General features: G+C 58.9%; 10 protein-coding genes. 4 read left to right on the top strand and 6 right to left on the bottom strand.

Annotated elements, in window-relative coordinates; genetic code table 11:
- Positions 1-19: 19 nt before the first annotated feature.
- Entirely contained in the window at positions 20-3,067 is a 3,048-nt protein-coding gene (locus tag E4634_RS08320) for a triple tyrosine motif-containing protein (protein WP_135442716.1), read from the top strand.
- Positions 3,068-3,170: 103 nt separating this feature from the next.
- The gene (locus E4634_RS08325) at positions 3,171-4,064 is read left to right on the top strand and encodes an FAD:protein FMN transferase (protein ID WP_135442718.1); all 894 of its coding nucleotides are present in this window, start codon (positions 3,171-3,173) and stop codon (positions 4,062-4,064) included.
- A 90-nt stretch (positions 4,065-4,154) separates the two neighbouring features.
- Here the strand turns inward: E4634_RS08325 and E4634_RS08330 are convergent, their stop codons facing one another.
- Entirely contained in the window at positions 4,155-4,913 is a 759-nt protein-coding gene (locus tag E4634_RS08330; protein ID WP_135442720.1) for an enoyl-CoA hydratase/isomerase family protein, read from the bottom strand.
- A gap of 128 nt (positions 4,914-5,041) precedes the next feature.
- On the opposite strand from E4634_RS08330, the gene E4634_RS08335 reads away from it, so the two are divergent.
- On the top strand, positions 5,042-5,623 hold the full coding sequence (locus E4634_RS08335) for a DNA-3-methyladenine glycosylase I (RefSeq protein WP_135442722.1): 582 nt from the start codon (positions 5,042-5,044) through the stop codon (positions 5,621-5,623).
- 11 nt (positions 5,624-5,634) lie between these two features.
- Complete coding sequence (locus E4634_RS08340) at positions 5,635-6,990, top strand: MATE family efflux transporter (RefSeq protein WP_167854822.1); 1,356 nt, start codon at positions 5,635-5,637, stop codon at positions 6,988-6,990.
- Here the strand turns inward: E4634_RS08340 and E4634_RS08345 are convergent.
- The 5 genes from E4634_RS08345 to trxA form a co-directional block, all read right to left on the bottom strand.
- Positions 6,981-7,688, bottom strand: coding sequence for a histidine phosphatase family protein (locus E4634_RS08345; protein WP_135442727.1), 708 nt, complete (start codon positions 7,686-7,688; stop codon positions 6,981-6,983). The two genes, E4634_RS08340 and E4634_RS08345, sit on opposite strands and share 10 nt — an antisense overlap.
- Positions 7,688-9,415 carry a bifunctional isocitrate dehydrogenase kinase/phosphatase gene (gene aceK / locus E4634_RS08350; RefSeq protein WP_135442729.1) on the bottom strand — a complete coding sequence of 576 codons (1,728 nt, stop codon included), beginning with the start codon at positions 9,413-9,415 and terminating at the stop codon, positions 7,688-7,690. The genes E4634_RS08345 and aceK overlap by 1 nt, the downstream gene beginning before the upstream one ends.
- A 10-nt stretch (positions 9,416-9,425) precedes the next feature.
- Positions 9,426-10,241 (bottom strand): SDR family oxidoreductase, encoded by an 816-nt coding sequence (locus E4634_RS08355; protein ID WP_135442732.1) that lies wholly within the window; start codon positions 10,239-10,241, stop codon positions 9,426-9,428.
- Positions 10,241-11,281, bottom strand: a complete 1,041-nt coding sequence (locus E4634_RS08360; RefSeq protein ID WP_135442735.1) for an LLM class F420-dependent oxidoreductase — start codon at positions 11,279-11,281, stop codon at positions 10,241-10,243. Before E4634_RS08360 ends, E4634_RS08355 begins: the two co-directional genes overlap by 1 nt.
- Positions 11,282-11,446: 165 nt before the next feature.
- A complete protein-coding gene (gene trxA, locus E4634_RS08365) occupies positions 11,447-12,301 on the bottom strand; it encodes a thioredoxin (RefSeq protein ID WP_135442738.1) in 855 nt (284 codons plus the stop codon).
- Positions 12,302-12,320: the final 19 nt, after the last annotated feature.

Below are 12,320 nucleotides of genomic sequence, written 5' to 3' on the forward strand. Positions count from 1 at the left end.
TTAAGTGGATATTTGAGACATGGATGTCTTAAAAAGAACATTCTCCTTTTGTTTATTTTTTCTCCTGCACCTTTCATTTTTCTCGACAGCATCGACCGGAGAAGAAATTGTCTCTATTGACGAATCAACGCTAAACAAATACCTGAAGCAGAAAACAATTACCTCTATCTTCTCGGCAAGAAATTCTCACCTCTGGGTCGGCACCCAGCAAGGTCTTTATGAGTTCGATGGTGCCACTGTGCGTGTTTATCATTCAAACAATGAAGATGAGCAGAAAATTCCCGACTCGAATATATCCGGTATTGGTGAGACGGAAGACGGACGCATATATATAGTCTGCCACTCTGGGAGAGTTGCCTTTCTAGACCCAACCTCAGACTCATTTGTCGAGGTCAATATGCGCTCGATCACCAGCAGGCGGGGCGCGACCAAATTACTTTTCTCCTTCGGCAACTACGCATTTCTAGAAATATCAGGAGAGGCCGTAGTAGTTGACCTACAGAGCATGAAGGAAAATTCATCACTTGCAAGCAAGCTCGCTATTCACACAAGCTCAAAGATCCAAAAAATTGTAGAAGTATCTAAAGGGATTCTGATCGCGGCAACAAAATCTGAGGTAGTTCGTATAGATGTCGTCGAGGAACTAGTGGATACGCTAAATGACGCCCCCTCCGAATCCAACATTGCTTCAGTAGCCACAATTGACGAAGAGAGTTTTTTAGTACTCACCGAAGAAAGTCAAGGGCACATTATGTTCCTAGATTCCAAGAGGAGAATCGAGAAAATCGATTTCCCTGATATTGAAATGCAAGAAATTACTGACTCTACCTACCACAATGGGTCCGTTTGGATAGGAACAAATAGCGGGCTAGCAAAAATATCCCTTTCAACCATGAGTCCCCAGTTTTTTCATGCCAAGAATTCGCCTATTTCACATAACTACATAACAAAGCTATATGTCGAAGATGATGCTTTTTGGGTCGGGACGTACAAAGGACTCGATAAAGTAATCTACTCAAATATCAACTCGTTCAATTCGCGAAATTCAGGGATATATGACGATGTATTAGCAATTGATCAAGATATCATGGGGAGGACCTGGATAGGCACATACAATGGACTCTATTTTGTCGATGGCGCCTCTCGAATACACACACAGTTTCCCTCCGAACAGTTACCAGACCACCGAGTAATGACCATAAGTTCTTTCAGGAATAAAATATGGATAGGGTTTGAAGAGTACGGCGTAGTTCTGGTGGACTGCAAAACTCTGGACACATCAAGACTTTTGCAACCTGATACATCTTCTATGTCTGTGACAAAAATACTTCACGGAGGCAACAATACAACATGGATAGCGACCTACAACCACGGGATATTTTCGACGAAACGAGAGGGCAACCCTTCAACAAAAGGATATCTCAAGGATGAATCCATTATCGCAGTGTATGAAACTTCCGACCAAACTATCCTTGCTGCCTCAGAAGAGAATATATATGCAAAACAACACAACCATGATGAGTTCTTCAAGATTGACATTAAGTTCGAAGATACAAACATAACACCGACTGTATTCTCAATTGGCGAGGACGCGGATAGCAATATTGTTCTAGGAACCAAGGATTTTGGAATAGTAACTTTCCCTCTGCGATCTGTTCTCGCAAAGCAGGTAGAAGCCAAGCCTTTCAGTGATAGCTCATTCGTAAATCGAAGTACAATCTATGGCATCCTTCAGGATGAGCACAGGAACTTTTGGGCATCCACCCAGGACGGCGTTGTCACTATAGGACCCAAAGGAAAATTGATTCATCACCTTGGAAAGTTTGACGGCCTCCAGGACGATGACTTTAACTTTGGCGCATACTATCAATCTGCAACCGGGGTGCTCTATTTCGGAGGTGTAAACGGATACAGCAGGTTCCATCCAAATGACATTTCCATACGTAGAAAAGTTCCGAAAATCGAAATCTCTGGAATTTTCTCATCGAAATCACCAACGACACCGACTCGTCTCCCTGTATCAGTAGACACAATAGGCGTTTCAAAATCTACGAGCTCTATTTCAATCTATACAAATGTCGTAGATTTTCTCTACTACTCGAAAAACCGCTACAAACACCGCCTCCTAGGCCTGGAAGAAACCTGGATCGATAACGGCACAAACAACATCGCTACCTACAACACCCTTCCACCTGGCGAATACATATTTCAGGTCATCGGCGCAAACGCGGCAGGGGTCTGGAACAACGACGGCGCCTCTCTAAAGATCGTCGTACATCCCGACTGGTGGCAAACCCGCTGGGCTTATGCCAGCTACGCCACGCTGCTAATCCTCTTCCTGTGGATGGCACTTCGCTGGTATCGCACCTATGTCCTCAAGGAGCAGGCATTGGAATTCGCCGGTGAAATGCAGAGCCAGGCGTTCCGAGTTCAGAATGAGCTGGAAGAACAGCAGGACATGCACGATGCCGTCATCCAGGCCATTCACCAGCAAAATCGTGCAACGCTCGATCTCGTAAGGTCCTGCACCGTCGGGCTTTCGTCTGGGTACACTGAACCTCATGACATGTCCGGCGAACTGCATTGCTTCGAGATGCTTGAGGAGCGCTATTACTACCAAAGCGGACACCTGCTGGCGAATGTTCACGAATTCACTGAGGCCACGATTTCCAATCTTATGCCGCTCTCCCCAGTCGAACCGGGGGAGATCACCTGTATCAACTCTGTTTTCAACTCGCTACTCCCCGCGCACTACGCGGCGCCGCTAGCGATCATCATTTACGAATTGCTCGAGAACGCGTTCACTCACGCGTTTGATGCTGGAGAGATCGCCAGATACATCGAGGTCCGGTTGGAGCATCAAAAGGAAGGCCCGGAGGGCGACCTCAGCCTCGTGCTTACCGTCGCGGATGATGGCAAGGGACTACCCCATTCAATCGATCCATACCGGGCCGCCACTCCGGGTTTCGCCATCGTGCGTCGCCTGTGCGATCACCTGAACGCGGAGCTGCTTATACAATCCCTCTCGGGAACCCGGGTCACCATAACCATACCAATGACCTCCTGAGTCGAGTCCGGCAGGAGCCACGGATTGCCTGTTTGTCGACAGCTCAATACCATAGGCGCCATCTCACTCTCGGCATAAAGGACTCCGAAGGACTTTCACGCAAATGCTGAAGAATCGATTCCACTGTTTCGGCGCCTCCTGCCAGATCACACTACTCTCTCCGGAAGACAACGCTGAAGAATTGTTTTCGCTGGCCAAAGATGAAATGCTGCGCCTCGAAGCAAAATTCAGCTCTCACCTGAGTACCAGCCTTGTTTCCAGCATCAACAGCACCGCTGGCACGACCCACGTCACGGAACTCGACCCCGAGGCGCGCAGCTTGTTCGCCTTCGTAAACGCGGTATGGACCAAGAGCAAACATGTCTTCGACCCGACCACCTGCCTGCTCGCAAACTGCTACTCAACCGACGGCCGGCTACAGGCAACCCCGGCACAACTGTCCGGAATGCTTAATCTTGTGGGCTGGGACAAACTCGAGATAACCGCTGAGGGCGCGCGCCTGCAACGCGAGGGCATGCTGATAGAGCTCGACGACTGCGTTCGTCCCTATGCCCTGGACTGCCTGCGCAAAATGTTGCTGGCACGAGGTATCCAGCATGCGTGCCTCGAACTGGACAGCGAGGCCGTCACCATCGGCCGACAGCCAGACGGGTCGAACTGGTTGCTTGGGGTACGCCACCCACACCGTGGCCAAACCGCCATCTCACGGGTGAAGCTGAACAACCGCGGGTTCGCCTCCTGCGGAGAGTTTGAGCGTCGCATTCGTCACGAAGGCGAAGACTACGGCTGGGGGCTCAGCCCGGTGGATGGCTACCCGATCCCCGGCCTTTTGAGTGTCAGTGTGCTGGCTGACTCGTGCCTCAGTGCTTTCGGTGCAGCGGCGGTAGCGAGATCGCGTACTGAGCAGGCAGCCGTGAAATGGCTGGATAACCTAGGCCTGCCATGGATGGGCGTCGACCGCCAGCTGAAAACCATCGGCCCCCTGGCGCCGCGCTAGAGACAGCTCGTGTCACCAGGCTCCTCACGGATCAGCAGTTAGAACCGCACCTGGCAGGCAGGAATGCAGCCGCTATCAATACGTCCTCTATCAACGCCCACTGAACCGCGGCGGACGCTTCTCCCGCTGGGCCAGGAACCCTTCCTGTAAATCCTCGGATTCCAGACAGCGCCGCGATAAACCCTGCGCGAGCTCATCGTCGATACCGCCGGCCGCGGCCTGCTGCAAAATGGACTTCATCGCCTGCACGGCGAGCGGAGCCAGCTCCCCGATACGCTGCGCCATGTCCTGGCTGAACGCCTCGAGCTGGTTGGCGAGCACCAGGTGGTCGAGGAAGCCAATATGCAGCATCGCCTCGGCATCGAACTCCTCGGCGGCGACGAGAATACGCTTGGCGAGATTGACGCCCATGCGCTCGACGAATCGATTAATACCGCTCAGTGGATAACACAGGCCGATAGCAGCGGCGGGGACCCGCATGCGGCTACCCTCCACGCCGATGCGAAAGTCGCAGCTGAGCGCCAGTTCCACGCCGCCCCCGAACACGTTGCCATTGAGAGCTGCGATGGTCGGAATGGCAAGCGCCGCGAGCCGGTCGGTAACCTCCTGGAACCGGTCGCCGGTAATTTCACCGGAGCCCAACTCCTGCAGGGATGCGCCAGCACAGAAGGTCTTGTCGCCGCTGCCGGTGACCAGCAGGACCCTGACCTGTGAGTCGCGCTCCAGGGCCTCCAGGTGATCGTGCAGCGCCTCAAGCTCCTGCTTCCCCAGGGAGTTGTGTCGTTCCGGATTATTCAGCGTGAGGTAGCCAATGTGCCCCTCTTGACGATATAGAACTGTCTCCGCCATCGATTCGCCCTCGGCTCAGGAGACCGGAGTGTCGCACAGCCGGCCTCCGGTTTCCATCGACCGCGGCCCGGCTGGACAGCCCCGGGCGCCAGCACCATACTGTCCCGCCCTGTCGAGGATATCCTTTCATGCCCAAAAGATGTACATGGTGCGGAGACGACCCTCTCTACGTCGCATACCACGACGAAGAATGGGGTGTACCCGTCACCGATGAGCGCACGCTCTTCGAGTTCCTGCTGCTCGAGGGCGTGCAGGCGGGCCTGTCCTGGATTACCGTTTTGCGCAAACGCGAGGCCTATCGCGAGCGCTTCGACAACTTCGAGGCAGAGAAGATTGCGCGCTACACCGACAAGCGGCTGGAAAAACTGCTGCAGGACCCGGCCATCATCCGCAATCGGCTGAAAGTCTTCGGCGCCCGGACCAATGCCCGCGCATTCCTCGAGGTACAGCAGGCGTATGGCAGTTTCGCCGACTACATGTGGGACTTCGTGGACGGCCAGCCAATCCAGAACCGCTGGAAGTCAATGCAGGACGTACCCGCGAACACGCCGCTATCGGACCGCATCAGCAAGGATATGAAAAAGCGCGGCTTCACGTTTGTCGGCACGACGATAGTGTACGCGCACATGCAGGCGACCGGCATGGTCAATGATCACACCACGGATTGCTTTCGCCACAGGGAATGTCGCCAGCTCGCCAGGCCCGCCTAGGTCGTCCGGCAGTGGAAGAGACTCACACCAATTCGACTGGCTCGACCTCGCGCCGCGTGTGGCAACTGGCCTGGCCTACGATCCTGTCCAACCTGTTGCTGACGACGATCCAGTTCTCCCACATCAAGATCCTGTCCGGGCTGGGGACCAGTTCCGTGGCGGCCGTCACCACCGGACACCGGGTGTTCTTCCTGGTGCAGGCGATGATGATGGGACTGTCCGTCGCCACCACCGCCATCGTGGCCCGCAACTGGGGCGCAGGCAATCGTCCCGGGGCCGAGATGGCGACCTGGACCTCCATGGCCCTGTGCGTCGCACTGGCGGCGCTGCTGACGATTCCCCTGCTGATATTCCCTCACGGTGTCGCCGCAAGCTTCGGGCTGGATGCGGAGACCACCCACCGGGCCGGTGAATTCATTTTCTGGTATGCGATCTTCTGCGTGTTCCTGTCCATCAACATGATTCTCTCCACCGCACTGCGCGCGACAGGGGATGTCATCACTCCCCTGTGGTTCCTCTTTGCAAGCGTGGTTCTAAACGTGCTCCTCGCCTACTGGCTGACCTACGGCAGCTTCGGCCTGCCGCGGATGGGCATCGCGGGGACCGCACTCGGTGGCGGGCTGGCCGCGGGTATCACTGCCGTGCTCTTCACGCTGCGCTGGTGGCGCGGCAAGTTCACGCTGGGTGCAGTCAAACGCTGGCACATCGACCCGACGATAACCCGCCAGATCATCCAGATCGGCACGCCTGCCATCATTGAGCAGGGTTTCATTCAGTTCGCCATGCTGGCCTTCTTCCTGATCCTGGGCCAGTACGGCACCGAGGCCTACGCGGCCTACGGCATCGGCATCAGCGTGGTGTCGTTTTCCCTGGTCGTAGCCTTCGGTTTCGGTATCGCCACCGCAACCCTGGTGGGCCAGCAACTGGGCGCCGGTGACCCAAAGTCGGCGATGGCCGCGGGCTGGCGCGGCCTGCGCATGGCGATTGCGGCGATGGTGTTCTTCTCCGTGTTGCTGGCCATTTACGCGGAGGAACTGGCCGGTTTCATGATCGAAGACCCGGAGGCGGTACGGCTGACCGTGATATTCATCTACCTGATCGCCCTCTCGCAACCGGTCATGGCTATCGAGATCACCCTCGCCGCGGCACTGCGCGGCGCCGGCGACACGCGCTTCCCCCTTGTCAACACCATCATCGGCATGATCGCCGGGCGACTCATACCGGCGGTGATTTTCGTCGTGCTGGATATGTCGATCTACTGGATGTTCGCGACAACGCTCTTCGACTTCGGCATCAAGGCGGTACTTATCGTGCACCGCTACCGGGCCGGCCACTGGCTGTACCTGAAGCTCTCTACTCAGCGGTAGCTCAGCAGTTCCTCGTTGTACTGCTCGCCCAGTAACTGCAGGAAGGAGCGATCGTTGAAGTAGGACAGCGAGACGCGCTGGCCGGAGAAGAACAACTGCGTAATGGAGCAGTTGAAGATGGGCTCGTAGAAACGGTACACCGCCGTGCCGTCCAGCCCCAGCACACCGGCGACAATCGTTGCAATCGTACCACCGGAGGTGAACAGCGCCACACTGCGCCCACTGCCTTCGGATTGCATGAGTTCGCCAAGGGCCAGATCCAGCGCTTCACGGTAGTCCGCCCACGCCTGGATGCCGAACGCGCTGCAGTCCTGCGTCACCCAGTGATTGAAGATGGCACGCAAGACCTTCTGGTAGCTCTTGCTGTCATCGTGCGAGCGCGCCAGCAGCGCCGCGAGTTCCGGGTCGGAGGCGGCCAGGTGTGGCCCGAGGGTCTCGAACTGCTCGTCGTTGCGAATCTCATTGAACCGCGCGTCCACGGTGACGGGCACGGAACCACCGAGTTCCGCCAGGGCCAGTTCGCAGGTTTCACGCTGGCGCCGCAGCTCACCGCTGTAGGCCGCATCCAGTTGTATACCGCTGCGGCGCAGGTACTCGCCGGTGCGACTGGCCTGCAGCCGGCCCAGCGGCGAAAGCCGGTCGTAATCCTCTGTGCCGAACGAGGCCTGCCCGTGGCGTATCAGGTACAGCGTCGACATCAGTCAGCCACCCCGCGATCGAAGCGCAGCTTGCGTCGGTAGGGGAAAAAGCTCTCGATGTAGCCGCTGCTCACCTGCTCCTGCAGGCCGCGCCAGAAGCTGGCGGCATAGATATCGCTGTGCATGCTGTCGAAGACCTTGCGCGCACGCTGGTTGCCGGAGAAGAACAGCCGGAATTCCTCGGGAAAAATATCGTTCGGGCCAACGGTATACCAGGGCTTGCTGGCCATTTCCTCGGCCTCGGTACGCGGCTTGGGAATTTCGCGGAAGTTGCACTCGGTCAGCGGTTGGATCTCGTCGTAATCGTAGAACACCACCCGCCCGTGACGGGTGACGCCGAAATTCTTCAGCAGCATGTCGCCGGGAAATATATTCGCCGCGGCCAGTTGCTTGATCGCATTGCCGTACTCGTCCATCACCGCCACCACCTGTTCGTCAGTGGCCTTCTGCAGGTAGAGATTGAGCGGGGTCATGCGCCGCTCCACGTAGACGTGGCGAATCACCAGCGCCTTGCCGTGCTCCTCGATCAGCGACGGGGCCACTTCGAGCAACTCCTCCATGAGCTCATCGGAGAAACGCTCGCGGGCGAACGCCAGGTTGGTGAACTCCTGGGTATCCGCCATGCGCCCGGCGCGGTCCCAGCGCTTTACCAGGCGGTACTTCTCCTTGACCTGCTCGCGGGTCATCTCCTTGGGCGGTGTGAAGCGGTCCTTGATGATCTTGAACACGAAGTCGTAGGACGGCAACGTGAACACGCTCATCACCATGCCCTTGATACCCGGGGCGATGATGAACTTGTCCGTGGTGCTGGTCATATGGCGGAAGGCACAGCGGTAGTAATAGGTCTTGCCGTGCTTGTTGTGCCCCATGGCGCTGTAGATTTCCGAGATCGGCTTGGCCGGCATCAGCTGCTGCAGGAACAACACGTACTGCGAGGGAATCGAGGCGTTGACGAAAAAGTAGGAGCGGGTAAAGCTGAAAATGACACTGAGCTTGTCCGAGCCGAACAGGATCGTGTCCACGTACACGCCGCCGCTTTCGTTGTGCAGTATCGGCAGCACCATGGGCATGGTCTTGCCATCACTGACAATGCGCCCCACCACGTAGGCGCTCTTGTTGCGGAAGAAATGCGGCTCCAGCACATGGAACTCGACGCCCTCCCCGGCGAGGTCCAGGCGCGGCGCGACATAGCTTTCTATCGCCGCGACAAGATTGCGTATATCGCGTTCGCGATCCTCGAAGGGCAGGTCGAATGCGTAGTCCTCGAGCACAGCTGCCAGCAACGCACCGAGATCGCCGCGCAACCGATAGGTGCGGTAGACGCGACTGACATCCGCCGGCGGCATGTCGCCGCGCGGCGAGAACACGAAGGCGTACTCGTCGCGAATCTGGTGGTGGTCGAACACCGCACAGAACACGGAGTTGTAGAAGGTTTCCGCGATCTCGAAATTGTCGTGGTCCTCGATCAGCCGCGAGTAGATGGCCTTGGCCTCGCGCCAGAACTCGAAATCGCGCAGCCGCTCGCCGGCGATAAGTTCGACATAGGTATTAACCTGGATGGTCTTTTCCTTGTACAGGTCGATACGCTGGCGCGAGGCTTCCTGCATGCCGGGCCAGTCGGCGTTCTCGAAACGGCTGCGCGCCGCCAGGGTGATGTTCTGGAACTCGGCGAAGTAGGCTTCAAAGCCGTTGAGTATGGTTCGCGCGAAGCGCTCCTGGCGTAACAAGCTCGAGCCCTCAGTGACCGGTGCTGCCGAAGCCCACCTTGCGGCGCAGCTTGCGCATACCGCCCAACCAGCGCTCGTAGTCAGCGGCCTTAGCCTGGCGATACTGTTCTACATTGGGGTGCGGCAGGATCAGGAAACGCTCGGCGGCGACACCCTCCATCGCAGCAGCAGCGACCGCCTCGGCGGAGAGCACGCCATCCACGCTGGCAGCACTGCCGGCGCCGGCGCGGGCGCCGTCGGACATGTCATCCACCATACCGGTGGCCACCGCCTGCGGGCACAGCACCGACACCTTGATGCCGTCGTCACCGTGGGTAATCGCCAGCGCCTCGGCGAAACCGATGGCGGCGTGCTTGGTGGTGGAATAGGCCGCATCGGCAATCTGGTTGAGCAGCCCCGCCGCCGAGGCCGTATTAAGGAAGTAGCCGGAACCGCGCTCGAGCATCCCCGGCAGGCAGGCCCGGGCGGCGTAGACATGGGCCATCACGTGGATCTCCCACATCGCCTGCCAGGTACCGTTGGGGGCGGAGGTCGCCCACCAGGGCTCCCCGTCCAGCGCAATGATCCCTGCGTTACTGCAGAACAGGTCGACAGCGCCGTGGTCGTTCTCAACCTGCCGCACGACGTCGGCAATCGCCGCCTCGTCGCGCACGTTGAGGGCATAGTGATCGCCCCCGACCATCTCGGCGACAGTACGGGCGCCGTCGCCATCCAGGTCGGTGACCACCACCTTGCCTGCGCCCGCCGCGTGGGCCGCCAGCGCCAGGGCGCGTCCGATACCGGCTGCAGCGCCGGTCACGATCACCACCTTGCCGGCGATATCCATCAGAGGATTTCCGAGGCGAAGAACTCCAGCACGCTCGGGTCGTGAACGCCGAGCAACAGGGTACCGATCTCGCCGCGCTCGCCCGCTTCCTTCCAGGGCACCAGGCGCTCGCGTATGCGCTCGCGCGGCCCTACCAGGGCGACCGCATCCACCAGTTCCGTGGGCACCGCGGCGCAGGCCTCGGCGTGCTTGCCGGCCAGGTACAGGTCCTGGATCTCATCCGCCGCCTCGGCAAATCCCAGGCGCGCCGCGTAGTCGTGGTAGAAATTCTTGCCCTTGGCGCCCATGCCGCCGATGTACAGGGCCAGGCCCGGGCGCAGGGAGTCGATGCCCGCCGCCACGTCGTCGTTGACCGCCACGAACACGAAGGGCGAGATGTCGAAGTTGTCCAGCGACTTTCCGCCGCCGGCCTTGGCGAAGCCCGCCTCGAGGTGCTCGCCCAGCACGTGGAACTGCCGCGGGTCCATCCACACCGGGAACACGCCGTCGGCCATCTCGCCGGCGCAGCGCAGTCCGGCCGGGGTGATGGAGGCGGTGTAGATGGGAATGTTCGGGCTGGGGTCCAGGATGGACTTCAGCGGCTTGCCGAGGCCCGTGGTGCCGGGGCCGCAGTTCGGCATCTGGTAGATATCCCCCTGGAATTCCACCGGCCCTTCGCGCGCCATGATCGCGCGCATGATCTTGATGTACTCGCGTGTGCGGGTCACCGGCTTGCCATAGGGCACGCCATGCCAGCCTTCGACCACCTGGGGACCGGAGGCGCCGAGTCCGGCAATAAAGCGACCGCCGGACATCTGGTCCAGGGACATGGCCGTCATCGCCGCCATCGCCGGCGTGCGCGCCGGCATCTGCATGATTGCCGTGCCCACACGAATTTTTTCGGTCTGCGCCAGGATCCAGGTCGCCGCGGTGACCGCGTCGTTACCGTAGGACTCCGCGGTCCACACCGAGTCGTAACCCATGGATTCCGCCTGTCGGATCAGGTCCAGCGGCAGGTGAATGCGTTTGCCCGAATAGCCCAGCAATATGCCCAGTCGCATACTCAGTCTCCCCTCGAAGATTCGCCGCGTCCGCTGCGGAACGTGCAGTAGTGTAGCCAAAAGCCCGAAGAAAACTTACCGGTTGGGCGTGCGGGACTCAATGTTGACAGCGATCACCAGAGTTGACCCCAGCGCCCGCCCCCCGGTACTGGCCGGGAAGACAGGTCAGTAGAGCAGGCTGTAAAGCTTGCGCTGGTACTCCGCGGCCAGCGGGTCGCCCTTGCCCAGGCTGGCGATGGTATCCAACAGCGCTTTTTTGGTGGCGCCGTCGGCGTGGTTGAGGTCCTTGCGCAGGATAGTGATCAGGTGCTCCAGCGCGTCCTTGAACATTCCGGCGTCGGTGCATTGCACCGCCAGTTGGTGGCGCACGTCGAGGTCGTCGGGGTTCTCCGCGAGCTGTTTCTCCAGCGCCTCCACCTCCGGCGACCTGGCCGCCTCGCGGCGAATCTCCAGCAGCGCGCGCAGTTGTTCGTAGTTGGCGTCCTGGTCGGCCAGGCGGATACCGTCCAGCAATTGCTCCGCCTCTTCCAGGCGCTTGCTTTCGATCAGGGCGCGCACGTACAGCCAGGTCACTTCGAGTTTCTGGCCGGACTCCTCCCAGGCCTGGCGCAGCGGTGTCAGTGCACTGGCGAAATCGCCCTGCTCCATCGCTTCCTGCGCCATCTGCAGCAGGCCGTCCCAGGCGCTGGGCAGGTAGGGTTCCAGCATCTGGCGCACCGCACTCTCCGGCTGCGCACCGGCGAAGCCATCGACCGGCTGGCCGTTGAGCATCACCACGACCGTAGGCAGGCTGCGCACACCGAACTGCTGGGCGATCATCGCCTGCTCGTCGGCGTTGACCTTGGCCAACAGCAGCGCGCCCTTGTACTCCTGTGCGATCTTCTCGAGCATCGGCATCAGGGTCTTGCACGGCGCGCACCAGTCGGCCCAGAAATCCACCAGCACGGGGCGCTTGTGGGATTCGTCGATGAGCATCGCCGCCGCGTTGGTCTCATCGATATTGACGATGTAGTCAGTCAAGGTCAGTCACTCCCGTGGT

This window comes from Mangrovimicrobium sediminis (assembly GCF_004745945.1).
Taxonomy (GTDB): domain Bacteria; phylum Pseudomonadota; class Gammaproteobacteria; order Pseudomonadales; family Halieaceae; genus Mangrovimicrobium; species Mangrovimicrobium sediminis.

Excerpts from the sequence above, each read along its gene's own strand:
- E4634_RS08320 (WP_135442716.1), top strand. The coding sequence starts at position 20 with ATGGATGTCTTAAAAAGAACATTCTCCTTTTGTTTATTTTTTCTCCTG.
- E4634_RS08325 (WP_135442718.1), top strand. The coding sequence starts at position 3,171 with ATGCTGAAGAATCGATTCCACTGTTTCGGCGCCTCCTGCCAGATCACA.
- E4634_RS08330 (WP_135442720.1), bottom strand. The coding sequence starts at position 4,913 with ATGGCGGAGACAGTTCTATATCGTCAAGAGGGGCACATTGGCTACCTC.
- E4634_RS08335 (WP_135442722.1), top strand. The coding sequence starts at position 5,042 with ATGCCCAAAAGATGTACATGGTGCGGAGACGACCCTCTCTACGTCGCA.
- E4634_RS08345 (WP_135442727.1), bottom strand. The coding sequence starts at position 7,688 with ATGTCGACGCTGTACCTGATACGCCACGGGCAGGCCTCGTTCGGCACA.
- E4634_RS08355 (WP_135442732.1), bottom strand. The coding sequence starts at position 10,241 with ATGGATATCGCCGGCAAGGTGGTGATCGTGACCGGCGCTGCAGCCGGT.
- E4634_RS08360 (WP_135442735.1), bottom strand. The coding sequence starts at position 11,281 with ATGCGACTGGGCATATTGCTGGGCTATTCGGGCAAACGCATTCACCTG.